The organism is Streptoalloteichus tenebrarius (genome assembly GCF_024171885.1).
Classification (GTDB): domain Bacteria; phylum Actinomycetota; class Actinomycetes; order Mycobacteriales; family Pseudonocardiaceae; genus Streptoalloteichus; species Streptoalloteichus tenebrarius.
Genome location: NZ_JAMTCP010000071.1, coordinates 1 through 17,106 on the forward strand (window position 1 = coordinate 1; position 17,106 = coordinate 17,106).

General features: G+C 70.1%; 19 protein-coding genes. 15 read left to right on the plus strand and 4 right to left on the minus strand.

The window, feature by feature from the left end:
- The first annotated feature begins 186 nt into the window (after positions 1 to 186).
- The 8 genes from LX15_RS30955 to LX15_RS30990 all read left to right on the plus strand — a co-directional run bounded on the left by LX15_RS30955 (position 187) and on the right by LX15_RS30990 (position 7,879).
- A complete protein-coding gene (locus LX15_RS30955) occupies positions 187 to 1,017 on the plus strand; it encodes a TetR/AcrR family transcriptional regulator (protein WP_308213547.1) in 831 nt (276 codons plus the stop codon).
- Positions 1,014 to 2,585 carry a glycerol-3-phosphate dehydrogenase/oxidase gene (locus tag LX15_RS30960; RefSeq protein WP_372502827.1) on the plus strand — a complete coding sequence of 524 codons (1,572 nt, stop codon included), beginning with the start codon at positions 1,014 to 1,016 and terminating at the stop codon, positions 2,583 to 2,585. Before LX15_RS30955 ends, LX15_RS30960 begins: the two co-directional genes overlap by 4 nt.
- Positions 2,586 to 2,794: 209 nt before the next feature.
- Positions 2,795 to 3,388 (plus strand): hypothetical protein, encoded by a 594-nt coding sequence (locus LX15_RS30965; protein WP_253674634.1) that lies wholly within the window; start codon positions 2,795 to 2,797, stop codon positions 3,386 to 3,388.
- Complete coding sequence (locus LX15_RS30970; RefSeq protein WP_253674635.1) at positions 3,375 to 4,292, plus strand: ABC transporter ATP-binding protein; 918 nt, start codon at positions 3,375 to 3,377, stop codon at positions 4,290 to 4,292. Before LX15_RS30965 ends, LX15_RS30970 begins: the two co-directional genes overlap by 14 nt.
- On the plus strand, positions 4,289 to 5,506 hold the full coding sequence (locus LX15_RS30975) for an ABC transporter permease (RefSeq protein ID WP_253674636.1): 1,218 nt from the start codon (positions 4,289 to 4,291) through the stop codon (positions 5,504 to 5,506). The genes LX15_RS30970 and LX15_RS30975 overlap by 4 nt, the downstream gene beginning before the upstream one ends.
- Positions 5,507 to 5,728: 222 nt before the next feature.
- Positions 5,729 to 6,028, plus strand: coding sequence for a hypothetical protein (locus LX15_RS30980; protein ID WP_253674637.1), 300 nt, complete (start codon positions 5,729 to 5,731; stop codon positions 6,026 to 6,028).
- A gap of 2 nt (positions 6,029 to 6,030) precedes the next feature.
- Positions 6,031 to 7,341 (plus strand): WXG100 family type VII secretion target, encoded by a 1,311-nt coding sequence (locus LX15_RS30985; protein ID WP_253674638.1) that lies wholly within the window; start codon positions 6,031 to 6,033, stop codon positions 7,339 to 7,341.
- A 142-nt stretch (positions 7,342 to 7,483) separates the two neighbouring features.
- A complete protein-coding gene (locus tag LX15_RS30990) occupies positions 7,484 to 7,879 on the plus strand; it encodes a hypothetical protein (RefSeq protein ID WP_253674639.1) in 396 nt (131 codons plus the stop codon).
- A 10-nt stretch (positions 7,880 to 7,889) separates the two neighbouring features.
- On the opposite strand, the gene LX15_RS30995 is transcribed toward LX15_RS30990, so the two are convergent.
- From LX15_RS30995 to LX15_RS31010, 4 genes are all read right to left on the minus strand, one after another.
- A complete protein-coding gene (locus LX15_RS30995; protein ID WP_253674641.1) occupies positions 7,890 to 9,266 on the minus strand; it encodes a cryptochrome/photolyase family protein in 1,377 nt (458 codons plus the stop codon).
- Between the two features lie 228 nt (positions 9,267 to 9,494).
- Positions 9,495 to 10,799 carry a citrate synthase gene (locus tag LX15_RS31000; RefSeq protein WP_253674660.1) on the minus strand — a complete coding sequence of 435 codons (1,305 nt, stop codon included), beginning with the start codon at positions 10,797 to 10,799 and terminating at the stop codon, positions 9,495 to 9,497.
- 350 nt (positions 10,800 to 11,149) lie between these two features.
- Positions 11,150 to 12,106 (minus strand): carbohydrate kinase family protein, encoded by a 957-nt coding sequence (locus LX15_RS31005; protein ID WP_253674643.1) that lies wholly within the window; start codon positions 12,104 to 12,106, stop codon positions 11,150 to 11,152.
- 81 nt (positions 12,107 to 12,187) lie between these two features.
- Complete coding sequence (locus tag LX15_RS31010) at positions 12,188 to 12,451, minus strand: hypothetical protein (RefSeq protein WP_253674645.1); 264 nt, start codon at positions 12,449 to 12,451, stop codon at positions 12,188 to 12,190.
- A 151-nt stretch (positions 12,452 to 12,602) separates the two neighbouring features.
- Between LX15_RS31010 and LX15_RS31015 the strand changes: the two genes are divergently transcribed.
- The 7 genes from LX15_RS31015 to LX15_RS31045 all read left to right on the plus strand — a co-directional run bounded on the left by LX15_RS31015 (position 12,603) and on the right by LX15_RS31045 (position 16,890).
- Positions 12,603 to 13,472: a helix-turn-helix domain-containing protein gene (locus LX15_RS31015; protein ID WP_253674647.1), complete on the plus strand. Its 870-nt coding sequence runs from the start codon at positions 12,603 to 12,605 to the stop codon at positions 13,470 to 13,472.
- 71 nt (positions 13,473 to 13,543) lie between these two features.
- On the plus strand, positions 13,544 to 13,654 hold the full coding sequence (locus LX15_RS33755) for a DUF397 domain-containing protein (protein ID WP_372502828.1): 111 nt from the start codon (positions 13,544 to 13,546) through the stop codon (positions 13,652 to 13,654).
- 191 nt (positions 13,655 to 13,845) lie between these two features.
- Positions 13,846 to 14,622, plus strand: a complete 777-nt coding sequence (locus tag LX15_RS31025) for an ESX secretion-associated protein EspG (RefSeq protein WP_253674651.1) — start codon at positions 13,846 to 13,848, stop codon at positions 14,620 to 14,622.
- A 102-nt stretch (positions 14,623 to 14,724) separates the two neighbouring features.
- Entirely contained in the window at positions 14,725 to 15,126 is a 402-nt protein-coding gene (locus LX15_RS31030; RefSeq protein ID WP_253674653.1) for a hypothetical protein, read from the plus strand.
- A gap of 11 nt (positions 15,127 to 15,137) precedes the next feature.
- Positions 15,138 to 15,707 carry a DUF3558 domain-containing protein gene (locus tag LX15_RS31035; protein ID WP_253674655.1) on the plus strand — a complete coding sequence of 190 codons (570 nt, stop codon included), beginning with the start codon at positions 15,138 to 15,140 and terminating at the stop codon, positions 15,705 to 15,707.
- 41 nt (positions 15,708 to 15,748) lie between these two features.
- Positions 15,749 to 16,285 (plus strand): DUF3558 domain-containing protein, encoded by a 537-nt coding sequence (locus LX15_RS31040; protein WP_253674656.1) that lies wholly within the window; start codon positions 15,749 to 15,751, stop codon positions 16,283 to 16,285.
- 41 nt (positions 16,286 to 16,326) lie between these two features.
- Positions 16,327 to 16,890 (plus strand): DUF3558 domain-containing protein, encoded by a 564-nt coding sequence (locus tag LX15_RS31045; RefSeq protein WP_253674657.1) that lies wholly within the window; start codon positions 16,327 to 16,329, stop codon positions 16,888 to 16,890.
- Positions 16,891 to 17,106 lie beyond the last annotated feature (216 nt).

A 17,106-nucleotide genomic window follows, 5' to 3' on the forward strand; every position in this document is an offset into this window, starting at 1 on the left:
AGCGCGGACTCGGCGACGGGCAGCACGGACGAGGGTCCGGCCGGGGTGCTGCCCTCCTCCAGTCCGGTCCTGGCGCGCAGCCAGCGGAGGGCGTGGGCGGGCAGGGGGGACCGCGCGCCGCCGGCGGGAGTCCAGCTCCCCCGGACGGTGTGGTCGATGGCCTCGGTCACCGCTACAGTGTGACACATGACGTCTCAGCGTCACAGTGTTGATCCCGTCGCCGTCGATCCCGTCGCCGTCGATCCCGTCGCCGTCGATCCCGTCGCCGTCGATCCCGTCGCCGTCGATCCCGTCGCCGTCGATCCCGTCGTCAGTCCCGTCGCCGACCCTGTTGATGGCCCCGTCGTCGGTCCCCCGCTCGTGGCCGAGCAGCCGGTCCCCGCCACGGGTTCCCCGGCCCCGCGCGTTCCACCCAACCGGGTCGACGACGACACGCTGCTCGACGCGGCGAGGGAGTGCGTGCTCGCGGTGGGCGTGCGCCGCACGACGCTGACCGACGTGGCCCGGCGCGCCGGGGTCAGCCGGATGACCCTCTACCGCCGGTACCCCGACATCCGCACGCTCGTCGCGAAGCTGATGACCAGGGAGTTCGGCCTCCTGCTCGGCCAGGCGGCCAGCGGGGTGTCCACGACCGCGTCGGCGCGGGAGCGGTTGGTGGCCGGGGCCGTGGGCGCGGTGCGGCTGCTCGCGCACAACCCGCTGCTGCGGATCGTGCTCGACGTCGACCCCGAGCTGCTGCTGCCCTACGTCGTCGAACGGATCGGCAGCACGCAGCGACTGGCCGAGCAGTTCCTGCGGGAGCAGGTGGTGGCCGGGCACGTCGACGGCTCGGTGCGCGCGGGCGACGCCACCACCCAGGCCCGCCTGCTCTTCCTCACCACGCAGTCGGTGGTGCTCTCGCTGCGCCCGGCCTGCTCCGACGGGATCGCCCTGGAGTCGCTGTTCGCCGAGCTGGCGCACCAGTTGGACGCCGCGCTGCGCCCCGGTCCCGCCCCACACGAGGAGAGCGCGTCATGACCATTCCGCTGCCCGCCGGTTCCCTGCGCGCCACCTCGCTCAACGCGGCGCGCCGCGCCGCCGAGCTGGACGCGTTGGCCGGTGGCGAACTCGTCGACCTGCTCGTGGTCGGCGGCGGGGTGACCGGGGCCGGCGTCGCGTTGGACGCGGCGTCCCGCGGCCTGAGCGTCGCCCTGCTGGAGGCCGAGGACCTGGCGTTCGGCACCTCGCGGTGGTCGAGCAAGCTCGTGCACGGCGGGTTGCGGTACCTGGCGCAGGGCGACGTCGCGCTCGCGCACGAGAGCGCGGTGGAGCGCGGCGTGCTGATGACCAGGACCGCTCCCCACCTGGTGCGGGCCCTGCCCCAGCTCGTGCCGCTGCTCCCCGAGCTGGACCGGAGGAGCGAGGCCATGATCTGGGCCGGGCTCCACGCGGGCGACGCGTTGCGCCGGGTCGCCAGGACGCCGGGGTCGGTGCTGCCGGCGCCGCGCCGGGTCCCGACCGCCGAGGCGTTGGCGCTCGCGCCCGGTCTGCGGAAGGCGCGGCTGCGCGGCGGTCTGCTGTCCTTCGACGGTCAGCTCGTGGACGACGCGCGGCTGGTGGTCGCGCTGGCCAGGACGGCGGCCGGGTTCGGCGCGCGGATCATCACCAGGGCCAGGGTGGTGGAGCTGACCGGCGACGGCGCCGAGGCGGAGGACGGCCGCACCGGACGGCGGTTCGCGGTGCGCGCCCGCGCCGTGGTGAACGCGACCGGCGTGTGGGCCGACCGGCTCGTCCCCGGGGTGCGCCTGCGCCCCTCGCGCGGTTCCCATCTCGTGGTCGACGCGCGCGCGGCCGGTGTCGTGGGCGCCTCGGTGATGGCCCCGGTTCCCGGTCAGGCCAACCGTTTCGTGTTCCTGCTCCCGCAGCCGGACGGGCGGGTGTACGTGGGGCTGACCGACGAGCCGGTGGAGGGACCGGTCCCCGACGTCCCCGAGGCTCCGGAGTCCGATGTGGACTTCCTGCTCCACGCGGCGTCCGCCGTGCTCGCCCACCGGCTCACCCGCGCCGACGTGCTCGGCTCGTTCGCGGGGCTGCGCCCCCTGCTGCACGGCGGCGCGGGGCGGACGGCGGACCTCTCGCGCAGGCACGCGGTGCTGACGTCGCGGGACGGCGTCGTGACGGTCGTCGGCGGGAAGCTCACCACGTACCGGAGGATGGCGGCCGACGCGGTGGACGCCGCCGTCGCCGCCCGCTCCCTGCCCACGGGTCCCTCCCGCACCAGGGACGTGCCGCTCGTGGGCGCCGCCCCCCGGTCTCGTCTGTCCACTTTGGACGTGCCAGAGCACCTCGTCGGCCGGTACGGCGCGGAGTCGGTGCGGGTCGCCGCGCTCGCCGAGCTGGACCCGGCCCTGGCCGAGCCGGTCGCGCCGGGGATGTCGGTCAACGCCGCCGAGGTGGTCTGGGCGGTCCGCCACGAGGGCGCGTTGGACGTCGACGACGTGCTCGACCGGCGCACCCGCCTCGGCCTCGTGCCGGCCGACCGCGCCGCCGCCCTGCCGGCCGTGGCCGACCTGGTGGACCGCACGCTCGCCGGCGTGCTCGCCTGACCCCACCTCACCCCCTCACGATCTCGAACGCGAAGCAACTTGTCTGAGTGTTGGGTTTTTGCAACACTTCCGCAGGGTGATCGCGCACGACGCCCGGTCGGCCTCCTGGGGGACAGTGAGACCAGCCCGTGACGCCCGTCCAAACTCGCGTCGTGCGGTCCGGCTCGCCCACAGGACACCGCGGCCAGACACGGACGTGAGGAGGGGCGATGGCCGGCGTCACCAACTGGACCACCCGCTTCCGCGGCGAGTACCTCCGGCAGGCCGAGGCGCTCGCGCGGCGCGAGGCGCGGGTGCTGCCGCGCTGGCGGACCCGGGCGCGCCGCCGCCTGCTGGCGGTCGCCCTCGTCGGGTGGGGCCTGGCGATGACGGTCGTCGGCTGGGACCTGTACGGCGCCGGTGACCTGGACGTCGTCCGGACGGCGCTGTTCCTCGCCGCGATGCTCGCGTTCGCGGGGGCGATGATCCTGCTGCGGGTGCTCACGCACTCCGTGGGCGAGCGGCACGCCGCCCTGCTCGACGAGCGCGAACTCGCGCTCAGGGGTCGGTACGCCTACGCCAGCTTCCAGATCGCGATGGCCGTGCTGGGCCTGGTGTTCATGGTGGCCGTGGCCAACTCCGCCACGCCGGACCTCGGCTGGCGACTGACGGGCGCCCTGCCGCCCGTGATCGGGCTCACCGGCTCCCTGCCCACGCTGTTGGCGGCGTGGAACCTGCCGGACGATGAGCCCGAGGACTGGGGAGCCACGGCCGACGCGCGCGCCGTGGCGGATGAGGAACGAGGAGGGGATGTCCGTGCCTGAGGCGCTGTTGGAGATCGACCGGATCTCCAAGCGCTACGGCGACGTCGTGGCTCTGCGGGACATGAGCTTCGAGGTGCGCGCCGGGGAGATGTTCGGGTTCGTGGGCAGCAACGGGGCCGGCAAGACCACGACGATGCGCATCGCGCTCGGCGTGCTCGCCGCCGACTCCGGCGAGGTGCGGTGGAACGGCTCCCCCATCACGTTCGAGACGCGGCGTCGCATCGGGTACATGCCGGAGGAACGCGGCCTCTATCCGAAGATGAAGGTCGCCGAGCAGCTCGCCTACCTGGCGGAACTGCACGGCAGCGGGAGCGCCGCCGCGCGGCGCGCCGCCGACGTGTGGATCGAGCGCCTCGGGTTGACGGAGAAGCGCGACGAGGAGGTGCAGAAGCTCAGCCTGGGCAACCAGCAGCGGGTGCAGCTCGCCGCCGCGCTCGTGCACGACCCCGAGGTGCTGGTGCTCGACGAGCCCTTCTCCGGCCTCGACCCGGTGGCGGTGGACGTGATGAGCCAGGTGCTGCGGGAGAAGTGCGCCGAGGGTGTGCCCGTGGTCTTCTCCAGCCACCAGCTTGAGCTGGTCGAGCGGCTGTGCGACCGCGTCGGGATTGTCCGAAGTGGACACATGGTGGCCTGTGGCACCGTCGCCGAGCTGCGTTCCGGCGGCACGGAGCGGGTCATGGTCGACGTGGACGGCGCCGGGTACGGCTGGGTCGACGCGCTCAGCGGTGTGCGCGTGGTCGAGCGGCAGGGTTCCCGGGCCGTGCTGGAGCTGGAGCGGGGCGTCGACGACCAGGAGGTGCTCCGCGCCGCGGTCGCCGCCGGTCGCGTGCGGGAGTTCGCGCCGCACCGGCCCTCGCTCACCGAACTGTTCCGCAACGTCGTCACCGAGGAGGCCGCCGCATGACAGCGCCGACTTCGCCGTCCGGCAGCACGGCGCTCTCCCCCGCCCGCGGCGTCATGCTCGTGGCGCGCCGCGAACTCCGCACCCGGCTGCGGTCGCGGTCGTTCGTCATCGGCACGATCATCACGATCGCCGTCATCGCGGCCTACGTCGGCTTCATGTACTTCATGGGGAGCAGCTCCTCGCACGTCAACGTCGGTCTGACCGGCCAGGCCACCGCCGTGGCGGAGCCGCTGAAGACCGCGTCCAAGGCGATGGGCAAGGAGGTCGACACGCAGTCCGTCTCCGACCCCGCGACCGGTGAGCGCATGGTGCGCGACGGCGACCTCGACGCGTTGGTCGTGGGCGCGCCCGGCGCGCTGAAGGTGGTCGTGCAGAAGGAGATCAGCGACGAGCTGCGCGCGGCCCTCGACGGGCTCACCCGCCAGCAGGCGCTGGACGCGCGGCTGGCCGAGGCGGGGCTGAACCCCGTCGACGTCAACCGCGAGGTGGCCAACGCGCGGGTCACCGTCTCCACGCTGGAGGTCCCCGACCCGCAGCAGGACCAGCGCAAGGTCCTGGCCTTCGCCAGCCTCTTCCTGCTGTTCTTCTCGGTGCAGACGTTCGGGAGCATGGTCGCCCAGGGCGTGGTCGAGGAGAAGTCCAGCCGGGTGGTGGAGATCCTGCTCTCCACGGTGCGGCCGTGGCAGCTCATGGTCGGCAAGGTGCTCGGCATCGGGCTCGTCGGCCTGGTCCAGCTCGTGATCATCGGCGGGGTGGCGCTGGGCGCGGCGATCGGCGCGGACGTGCTCACCCTGCCCGACGCGGCCGTGGGCACGCTGGCCTCGGTGCTGGGCTGGTACCTGATCGGCTTCTTCCTCTACGCGATGATCCTCGCGGCCAGCGCCGCCCTGGTGTCGCGGCAGGAGGAGCTGGGCAGCGTCCTCACCCCGGTGCTGATGCTGCTGATGGTGTCGTTCTTCGTCGGGTTCACGCTGTTGCGGAACCCGGGGAACAAGCTCGTCGAGGTGCTGTCGCTCATCCCGCCGTTCGGCCCGGTGCTCATGCCGAGCCGGATCGCGCTCGGCGTGGCCCCGGCCTGGCAGATCGCGCTGTCGGTGGGGTTGACCGTGCTGGCCGTGGTCGGGATCGCCTGGCTCGGCGGCCGGATCTACGCCAACGCCGTGCTGCGCACCGGTGGTCGCGTCAAGCTGCGCGAGGCGCTCCGCACCGAGTGAGGCGGCCCGCCTCGCGAGTGGCCCGTTCCCGTCCGGGGGCGGGCCACTCGTCGTTCCGCCCCCCGAGTCACCAGAACGTCTCGGCCCCGGGTGGCCGAGCACCCGGGCAACCCCGATGACACCGATCCCCCACAGGAGTGGTGACGTCGCGTTTCGGTTGATCTCCACCTGAGCAGGGGTGGGATCTTGCTTACCCGCTCCTGCCGTCGAGGGGAGGACCAGGTGAGCGGATTCGAGATCGCGGTCCCCGCGGTGTCGTCGGCGGGCGACGCGGCGGTCAGCGCGGGTGAGCAGGCGCGTGTGGTCGACCTGGCCTCGGCCCTGGCCGGGGTGGCCGAGGCGCTTCCCGGCAGTCAGGCCACGGACGCGGCCAGGGCGCTCGCCGAGTTCTGGCGCACGCGGATCAGGGACTGGAGCGACGCCGTGTTCACGTTCGGCCGGGACCTGCGTGAGGCCACCCGGCTCTACGCGGACAACGAACGGACGGCGGAGCAGGACTTCTCGTCGGGCCAGGGGCGGTGACCGTGGTCAGCTACGGAGACGTGCGCCGCTGGCGGGACGGCCCGCTGGACGAGACGGAACAGCTCTTCCGGAAGCGGTCCGACACCCTGGTCGGGCTCGCGGACGAGTTGCACGACATGGCCGGGCTGGGCGACTGGCGCGGGGAGGCCGCCGACGCCGCCCGCGCCCGCTGCGGCCGACTGGTCGACGAGATGGAACACCTGGTGGCCGGGGTCAACGCCGCCCGGACCGGCGTCATGGCCGCCGCCGACGGCGTGACCGGGCTGGGGCACCTGGTGGCGGAGGCCGAGTCGCTGGCGCGGGCGCACGGCTTCACCATCGACGACGCCGGGGTGGTCACCGACGCCGCCGACCTCGCCACGAACGCCGAGGTCCCCGCCGACCAGGCGGAGGAGATCGGCAGGGAGCGCGAGCGGATCAGGGCCGAACTGCGGGACCGGGTCCAGCGGATCGTCGCCAGGGCCACCGAGGTCGACCACGACCTCACCGACGTGTTCGCGAAGGTGCGTGACGGCCGGATCACCGACGGCGGCGCCACGACCCTGCTCGCCGCCGCCGACGCGGGCGCGCTCCAGGGCGTGGCCAAACCCGGCATTCCCGGACCACCACCCCGTCCCCAGGTCGACAGGGGCGCGGGGGCGCACGGTTCGACTCCCGAGAACTGGTTCGGCGAACGGATCAAGAAGGAACTCGCCGCCAAGGCGGCGGTCTTCGCCGACAGCGTGGGTTGGACGCACGCCGCCAAACACCTCTGGCACTTCCTCGACAACTCGGGGACGCCGATGTCGGTCAGCCCGGACGAGATCATCGGCGACGTGCCGGAGTTCCGGACCGAGGTCGACAAGGCGATGGCCGCGCAGATGCGTCGTCTCGCCGAGGAGGCCGAGGCGAACGGAACGTACGGCAAGCCGGTCGCGTTCAACTCCGGCTGGAGGGATTTCTACATCGGGCCGGAACTCAACAAGGACTGGTACTACGCCCTCGGCGGCGTCGAGTACGCGGTGACCGGTGTGGCGACAGTGCATCCCCCCGACCGACCCGGTGGCGAGCCACGGGTGGAGATGGACTACCAGGTGCACGTCTTCGACCGTTACAACTGGGACGGCAGCAAGAGCACCAGCATCGGCCCCATCGTGATCACCGACCAGACAATGGCCGAGATGCACCGCGCGGGTGTTGCGCAGGAGTACGACGTCTCCGGCTCTTCGGAAACAAGGCACTACACGGGTCCAGTACCGCCTGTGGGCGGGAAGCCCGACTTACCCCAGCCTCCTCCCGACCGAGACGACCGCACCGACCCACAACGGAAATAGGTTGCCCATGGACGTAGCAGAAACCGCTGACCGGGCGCGCCTACGCCCCCTCATCACGACGATCGGGACCCTCGCACTCGCCGTCGGCCTCGGGGCGACCGCGACCGCCTGCGGGTGGTGGAGTCCCGCCCAGGAGAACAGGATGACCTCACGAGACAACATCGTCGTCCGGACCGACCAGGCGACCTTCGATGAGGCGCTCGCCTTCGGCGGGATCGTCCTCCCGCCCTCCGCCACCGTGCTCGGCGTCCGTGACGTGAAGGGCATCGACCAGCTCTATGTCGTCGCCATCCGGATGCCGCCCGAGGCGGTGGACACCCTGTTGGCGGCGTCGAAGTTCACCAAGCCGCTGGAGAAGGGCCGGAGCGTCCAGCACACGCTCCCGGGACTGGAGCCCGGCGAGAACGCCGACCTCGTGGTGGCCGAGGACAGCCTGCCCCCAGGCGAGGGTCGCAAGCAGAAGGTCGCCCGCCACATCATGGTGGACCGCACCGACAAGACGCAGTCCACCGTGCACCTGTGGTTGTTCAACACCTGACAGCGGAGGGTCAGGGGGACGCGTCCCTGAGGGCGGAGAAGCGGGACAGGGCGACGCGGCGTTCCTCGGCGTGATCGACGATCGGCAGCGGGTAACCCGCGGGCGGGCCGCCGGGCAGGAGCCAGGGCGTGTGCGCCTGCTTGCCTGGCACCGCGCGGAGTTCCGGCACCCACCGGCGGACGTAGTCGCCGGCCGGGTCGTAGCGGTGCGCCTGCGTGGTGGGGTTGAAGACCCGGAAGTAGGGTGCCGCGTCCGTGCCGCAGCCCGCCACCCACTGCCAGTTCATCTGGTTGGACGCCAGGTCGGCGTCGACCAGGTGCCGCAGGAAGTGCCGGGCGCCGCGCCGCCACGGCAGGTGGAGGTCCTTGACGAGGAAGCTGGCCACGACCATCCGGACGCGGTTGTGCATCCAGCCTTCGGCGAGCAGTTGCCGCATGCCCGCGTCGACCAGGGGATATCCCGTGCGGCCCTCGGTCCATGCGGCGAAGCGCTCCTCCGCGTCGGCCCCGCTGTCGTACTGGTAGCGGTCGTACCGCCGGTCGTAGTTGTTCCTGGCCACGTCCGGGCGGTGCCACAGCACGTCGGCGAAGAACTCCCGCCACGCCAGCTCGGCGCGGAAGGCCGCAGCGCCCGCGCCGGGCCGTTCCGCCAGGTCGTGCAGCAGCGTCCGGGGATGGACGCAGCCCCACCTCAGGTGGGCCGAGAGCCGGCTCGTCCCGGCGCGGTCGGGACGGTCCCGGTCGTGGCCGTAGTCGTCGATCCGGTCGGCCAGGAACTCGTGCCAACGCCGGAGGGCCGCCCGCTCGCCGGCAGGGGGGAGCCCGCCGGCCGCCGGCTCCTCCGGCGACGCGCGTGAAATGTCCACTTCGGATGGTTCGACCCAGTCCACGTCGGACGCGTCCACCTCGGCCGGAGCCGGCCAGCCGTGGCCCAGCCACGCCCGGTAGAACGCGCTGAACATCCGGTACGGCTGCCCCTCGGCGTTGACCACCCGGCCGGGGGTGACCGCGTAGGGCGAGCCGGTGCGGACGAACTTGACCCCCAGCCCGGACAACGCGCGTTCGACCGCGGTGTCCCGCTCCCGCCCGTGGGGTCCGGTGTCGGCGCTGACGTGGACGCTTGTCGCGCCCACCTCGGTCGCCACCCTGGGGACGACCCGCGTCGGGTCCCCGCGCGTGATGAGCAGCCGTCCGCCCAGGTCGTGGTCGAGGGCGCGCAGGCAGCCGGCCAGGAACGCCCGGCGAGGAGCCCCCGCCGGACGCAGTAACGCGTCGTCGAGCACGAACAGCGCCACGACCCGACGGGCGCGCGCCGCCGAGGCGGCCAGGGCGGGGTGGTCGCCGAGACGCAGGTCGCGGCGGAACCAGACAACAGCGGCGGCGTCCACGACCGGACGCTACGGCCGCGCGACCAGCGCCGCATGCCGGTCACGCCGCCGGGCGACCCCGTTGCGGTGGCGGACGCGCCACAACGGCGACCGCCCCGGGGTGGGACCGCCGGTCGGCGGCCTCCCCGGGGCGGGAACGTGGCGGTGACCCGGACGGGTCAGCGCGGGAACGAGCTGGTCAGCGCTGGTTGGTGCTGGTCAGCGCTGGACAGCGTTGGTGGGAGCTGGTCAGCGCTCGCTGATGGCGACGTAGTCGCGCTCGGGCGAGCCGACGTAGACCTGGCGAGGACGCCCGATCTTGGTGGCCGGGTCCTTCATCATCTCGCGCCAGTGCGCGATCCAGCCCGGCAGCCGGCCCAGGGCGAACAGCACGGTGAACATCCGGGTCGGGAAGCCCATCGCGCGGTAGATCAGGCCGGTGTAGAAGTCGACGTTCGGGTACAGCTTGCGCTCGACGAAGTAGTCGTCGGACAGCGCCCGCTCCTCCAGCGCCTTGGCGATGCCCAGGAGCTGGTCGTCGCCGCCCAGCTTGCCCAGCACCTCGTCGGCGGTCTTCTTGATGATGGCGGCGCGCGGGTCGTAGTTCTTGTAGACCCGGTGGCCGAAGCCCATCAGCTTGACGCCGTCCTCCTTGTTCTTCACCTTCCGCACGAAGGTGTCGACGTCGCCGCCGCTGTCGCGGATGCCCTCCAGCATCTCCAGCACGGCCTGGTTGGCGCCGCCGTGCAGCGGGCCGAACAGGGCGTTGATGCCGGCCGAGATGCTGGCGAACATGTTCGCCTGCGACGAGCCGACCAGGCGCACGGTCGACGTGGAGCAGTTCTGCTCGTGGTCGGCGTGCAGGATGAAGAGCTGGTCGAGCGCCTTGGTGAGGATCGGGTCGACCTTGTAGGGCTCGGCCGGGAAGCCGAAGGTCATCCGCAGGAAGTTCTCCACCAGGCCCAGCGAGTTGTCCGGGTAGAGGAACGGCTGGCCGACCGACTTCTTGTAGGCGTAGGCCGCGATGGTGGGCAGCTTGGCCAGCAGGCGGATGGTCGACATCTCGACCTGCGGGTCGTCGAACGGGTTCAGGCTGTCCTGGTAGAAGGTCGACAGCGCGGACACCGCCGAGGACAGGACCGGCATCGGGTGCGCGTCACGCGGGAAGCCGTCGAAGAACCGTTTGAGGTCCTCGTGCAGCAGCGTGTGACGGCGGATCTTGTCGGTGAAGTCGTCCAGCTCCGCCTGGGTCGGCAGCTCGCCGTAGATGAGCAGGTAGCTGACCTCGACGAAGGTCGAGCTCTCGGCCAACTGCTCGATCGGGTAGCCGCGGTACCGCAGAATTCCGGCGTCACCGTCGATGTAGGTGATGGCGGAGGAGCAGGACGCGGTGTTGACGAAACCCGGGTCCAGCGTCACCATGCCGGTCTTCGCCAGCAGCTTGCCGAGATCGATTCCAGGCGCGCCGTCGGTGGCCGGCGTTACGGACATCTCGTGCTCGCCGCCCTCGTGGCGCAGCGCGACGGTACGGTCAGCGGGCGTCGCGTCGGGCATTCGGGTCCCTCTCACGCTCGGACGGGACGATGCTGAAGCTCCGACCGGTCAGCGCGTCGTGCCGACGCCGGCTGACGGGTCACATGAGCGCTCGCCGGTCGGGTTGACCGCACCGCAGCACCGCCCCGTTGGGGTCCTGTCAGCCCCTCACGCTAGTCCGCCGAACCGACGTTGCGCAGCAGCCGTGTTAGCTGGTGAGGGCACTTGGGACAGGTATCACACGCCGAGGGGGCAACCGGCTGCGATCCGCATCAGACCGACCACGGTGGATACCTCCTCCCCCCTCCTGGGCTGTTCGTCACCTCCCCCGGACGCGGGCGACGACGTGCTCGCCTCCGCGTGGTGGACCGTCATTCCCGCAGCTCAGCGGCGAAGGGCGGCTCCGCCCCGGAACGGGAGCAGGTCACGGCGGCGGCCTGGGCCACGAACGTGAGCGCGGCCCGCCACGCCTCGACGCCCATGCCCCGCACGGCCTCCGCCGACAACGCGTCGTGATCGGACAGCCACGCCAGGAGCGCGCCGTGCACCGTGTCACCCGCGCCGATCGTGTCGACCACCGTCACCCGACGCGCCGGGACCTCGACCAGCTCGCCAGCGCCGGTGAGCACCGCGAGGCCGGACGCGCCCCTGGTCAGAAGCACCGCGGCCGGCCCGAGGCCATGCCACTCCCGCGCGGCGTCCAGCGGGTCGGCCCCGTCGGCCAGCCAGCGGGCGTCCTCCTCGGACAGTTTGAGCAGGCCCACGTCGGGCAGCCAGGACCGGAACCGGGCGCGGTAGGCGTCGGCGTCCGGCACCAGCGCCGGCCGCACGTTGGGATCGAGGGAGACCAGCCGACCGGCGGCGGACTCCCGACGCAGCACCGCCTCGTACGCGCTGGCCCCGGGTTCGAGGACCAGGGACAACGTGCCCAGGGAGACCGCCCGCACGTCGTCGGGCAACGGCCCGGGGTCGGCGACCAGCCGGTCCGCCGTGCCCTCGACGTGGAACGAGTACCGCGCCGAGCCGTCCTCGGCCAGGCCCACCACGGCCAACGTCGTCGGCTCCGCGCCTCGCTGGACCAGTGAGGTGTCCACATCGGACAGGCGGAGCCGGTCGAGCAACGCCTCGCCGAAGGCGTCGGTGGAGATCCGGGAGAGGAACCGGGTCGGCACGCCGAGCCGGCCGAGCGCGACGGCCACGTTGAACGGGCCACCGCCCATCAGGGGCGTCATCGGGGACAGCGCGCCGGGCGCGGCCCCGGGACCCGGGACCAGGTCCACCAGCGCCTCGCCACCCACCACGATCCACCCCGGACCCACCGCACCCATTGCCCCGCCCCGTGTACCCAGACGGCCGATTTCCCCGACCGGTGACGTGCCGTATGGGTACACAGGGCCCGGCCGGAGTGTCTAGTCCTCGTCGTCGCCCACTTCACCAGCGGCGACCCGCGCCGCCTTCTCGTCAACGGCCCTGAGCAGCTCGGGCCACCGCTCCCGCAGCTCCTGGAACGCCTCGGCGGTGAACGACAGCACGAAGTCGTGCCCGCCCGAGAACATGCCGCGCGACCCGAACGTCAGCTCGACGAACCCCTCCTTCGTCACGAGCTGCCGCATCTTGAACCCCTCGGTGATGTCCACGTACACGCCCGCCTCCACGGGCCTCCCACCGACCACGACGCCTCCCTGCATCCGCTCGCCCGCCATCGGGAACAATGCGTGAGCGCCCGATCGCGGGGCGTTATCCTTACGCAAGGGAAGCTATCCCTTGCGCAAGGTTTCGTCATTGCCCCCATCGAGTGATCATCAACTGATCGAGGAGACCGCCATGGTTCTGGGACGACAGACCGTGGAGCGCCGTCAGCTCGGGCTCGCGCTGCGCCGACTGCGCTCCCGAACCGGGGCGTCCCAGCAGGACGCGGGCAACGCGATCGGCCGGACGGGCGCGCGGATCAGCCAGGTCGAGACCGGAACCGGCACCCTCAGCGTCGAGGAGCTGGGCAAGCTGCTCGACTTCTACGGAGTCAACGGCGACGAACGCGCCACCCTGCTGGCCCTGGGCGCCGAGGCCCGCAAACGCCGCCGCCAGCCCTGGCAGGTCTACACCGACGTCCTCCCCGACGCCTTCCAACGACTGGCCGATCTGGAAGAGGACGCCACAGCCATCAGCGCCTACGAGGCCGGCATCATCCCCGGCTTGGTGCAGTCTCCGGACTATATTCGCGCCATCATCAGTGTTGGCAACGGACTCTGGTGGCAAACATCGGACGACGAAACGGAACGACGCATCAAGTTCCGCCTCCAACGCCAACGACGAGTATTCGAGACAGGACAGTCAAAGCGCGTGCACGTGATTTTCACAGAAGACGCGCTGGACAACGTCGTTGGAAGCACTTCTGTGATGCGAGGTCAGGCCGCGCACCTGATTCAACTCACCGAAGATCTGCCGGACCTGCTCGTCCAGGTCATACCGTCGAAGGCTGCCGGGAACCCCGCGCTGGGAGGCGGGATGATCTTGTTGGACTTCGACGGTGCCCCAACGATCGGTTTCATCGCCAGCCTCTACGGGCCGAACACCTACTACGGAGAGCCTGAGGACATCGCGCCCATGACACGAGTGTTCCAGCACCTCTCCAAGCTGGCGCTGTCAACTGACGAGAGCAAGTTGCTATTCAGCAAGAAGATGAAGGAGCATTGAGAGTGCGTGACAGTGGATGGTTCAAGAGCAGCTACAGCGCCACGGCGAGCAACGGGTGCGTCGAGGTACGGATGACGGACGACGCGGTCGGGGTCCGAGACTCCAAGAATCCGACCGGACCAGCGCTGTCCTTCTCCCACCGTGAGTGGTCGGCCTTCGTTCGAGGCGTCAAGAACGGATGAGGAGTGCTGGCCTTGCGCCGTCGCCGCGCGCAAGGCCAGGCCCCCGTTCGACACGAGGGCGACGATGACCATCTCCCAGCCCTCTTCGTGAGAGCCTGCCCCGGCGGGGCGTCGCCTGGGACGTAACCGTCCCTCGGCTACTCTTCGCGATCATCTGATCACGCTGTTGTGGGGGTAGGGGGCGCACGATCGTGACCTTGGTCGAGATGGACTACGTGGAGCTGGGTGTGGCGTGGCAGGCGTCGAACCTGCCCGAGCTTCCCCCGCTGTTCACCTGGCGTAACCACAGCTCCCTACCCGCCGACCCGGAACGCGCGCTGGAGGAGGCCGAAGATCGCCTGCGGGCGCGGGGCCTCATCCGCACCGGCAGCGTCCTCGACGAGGAGCTGCACGCCATCCTGGAGGTCTTCACCGCCGGATCGGCCGAGGTGGATCTCCGGTTCGCGCCGGCGCCCGGGACCGAGGTCCGCGCCTGCGCCGCCGCGCGGGGCGACTTCGCCGCCCGCGCGATCCTCCAGGACGACTACGTCCGACTGGAGACGATCCCCGCGTACTCGACCATCGACGCGCTGGTCGGCGTGCTGCCGGCCGTTCCCCGCCCGTCCGCGCCGGTGACCAGCATCCCGGAGGCGGACTTCGACGCCGCCGTGGCCGAGGCCGGTGAGAACGCCTCCGACGCCGCGGTCCTGAGCGGTCTGCGTTCGCGGGGCATCTCCTCCGACGACGCCCGAACCGTGGTTCGACTCCTGGGCGGAGAACGCCGCCTCTACGGCAAGTTCGGCGCCGCCGCCCGTGACCACCTCGGGCGACGCCACCGGAACACGCAGTTCACCCGGGTGCTCGACTCCGCCGAGGGCCGCAGCGCCCTCTACCGCAGGGGTGGCTACCTGGTGATCGCTCCCGCCGACCACGCGCTCCTCACCAGGGTGGTCCGGGAACTCCTCGACGAGACCATCCGGATGGCGTGAGCAGACACCGATCTCCCTCGTTCTTGATCCCTCAACTGATCACTTTGTGCACCATGAGCAGCGCATCACCGGACAGTGCTCGCCGGGGAGGAGCGACCACCCATGCCTGACAACAACCCAACCACCAACGGCCAGACAGACCTGCTGACCTCCATGATGGCCACCCTCCGAACCTGGGTGAACGACGGCTCCGGCGGCGTCCACCAAGCCTCCTTCACCGTCGACCCCGACCAACTCCCCACCCTCCGCGCCGGCCTCGAAGCTGCCCGCGACAAACTCCTTGATATGCGCCAAGACGCTGACTTCCTCCAGTCCATTCCGGCGCCAGGAAACGAGGAGGTCAGCAGGCGCGCCGTTGAGAACCTCACCGAACGGGCAAAGGACACCGAAGGGGGACTATCCAGGGCAATCAACGATGGGATTGACCGGCTTCAAGACATTATCGACCAGATCGACGCCATGTCCGCAACTTACCGACGGGCCGACGATAACTCCCGGATGTGAACGTGACCCACATGCGACGCTTCTCGCCCTCGATCCTTTGCCTGGCCGCAGCAGCAATGGTGATGGCAGGCTGCACCAGCACAACACCGGGTCAGGCATCCACCTCCACCGGTAGCCAGAGCAGCGCGGCGACCGGCAACGGCGCGCCCAAGGTGACCAACCCGAAGAACCTCAAGGCCATCGCCGACCCCTGCCAACTCCTCACACCCCAACAACTTCAGGAAATCGGAGCCAGTGAGTCGCGCCCCGGAAAGTCCCCCTGGGGCGAGGAGTCTTGCACCTGGCGCAACGACAACCTGAATTTGGCCATCGCGCCAGACACCACCCAGAACCAAGGTCTGTCCATCCTCTACGCCAACAAAAAGAGCGATTCAGAGGAAACAACAGTCAACGGACACCCAAGCCTTCGGTATAACAAAGAAGGCAGGTCGTGCGCTCTCGGAGTTGGCGTATCCGACACCCAGACATTCTCCATCAGCATGACCGTGCTCCGGGACGTCAAGCCGGAGTACAAGGACCGGTGCGCGTTCGCCGAGAAGGTAGCCGGCATGGTCCTGTCCAACCTGCCACCAGCAAGCTAATGAAACCGAAACCAATGCGGCGAACCATGATTGCCCCTCTAGTGGCAGCCGGACTCGGGCTCGCAGCCTGCACCAGCACAACACCCGGCCTAGCCTCCACCTCCACCGACAGCCAGAGCAGCACGCCAAACAACGAAGGCGCACCAAAGGTAACCAACCCGAAGAACCTCAAGGCCATCGCCGACCCCTGCCAACTCCTCACACCCCAACAACTCCAAGAACTCGGCGCCAGCGGCCAGCGTTCGGAGAAATCCAAGTGGGGCGAAGCAGCCTGCACCTGGCGAAATGACAACCTGAGCATTCATCTGGCGCCGGACACCACACAGGGCAAAGGCCTGTCCACCGTCTACGCCAACCGCAACGCCAGCTCCCAGGAAATCACTGTTGGCGGACATCCCGGAATGCGCACGACCAAGGAAAGCCTGACTTGTAGCATCTACGTAGGAGTCTCCGACACCCAGGTTTTCTTGACTAACGTAATCGTCTTCAAGGATGTCAAGCCGGAGTACAAGGACCGGTGCGCGTTCGCCGAGAAGGTCGCCGGCATGGTCCTGACCAACCTGCCACCAGCAAACTGACGAAACCAAAACCAATGCGGCGAACCATGATTGTCCCTCTAGTGGCAGCCGGACTGGGGCTCGCAGCCTGCACCAGCACAACACCCGGCCTAGCCTCCACCTCCACCTCCACCGGCAGCCAGAGCAGCGCGGCGACCAGCACGGCAGCGACCGGCGACGGCGCACCGAAGGTGGCCACCCCGAAGAACCTCAAGGCCATCGCCGACCCCTGCCAACTCCTCACACCCCAACAAATTCAAGAGATTGGCGCTGGGGAACCACGCCAAGAAAAGTCACAGTGGGGAGAGGCGAAGTGCTCCTGGCACAATGACAACCTGGTGGTATCTCTGGCACCTGACACGACACAGGGCAAGGGCCTGTCTACCGTCTACGCAAATCGCGACAGCCTCTCGAATTCAGAAGAAACCACCGTTGGCGGCTACCCCGGGCTCCGCACCGGAAAGATCAGCATGGCATGCAGTGTCTACGTCGGGGTCTCCGACAACCAGGTATTCCTTGGTACTGTGACCGTACGTCGGGACGCCAAGCCGGAGTACAAGGACCGGTGCGCGTTCGCCGAGAAGGTCGCCGGCATGGTCCTGTCCAACCTGCCACCGGCAAGCTGATGGGACCAGATCACCGATGCGACGAACAGTGATTATTCCTGTAGCAGTGGCCGGACTGGGGCTCGCAGCTTGCACCAGCACAACGCCCGGCCTAGCCTCCACCTCCACCGGAAGCCAGAGCAGCGCGGCGACCAGCAACGGCGCACCCAAGGTGACCAGCCCGAAGAACCTCAAGGCCATCGCCGACCCATGCCAACTCCTCACACCCCAACAACT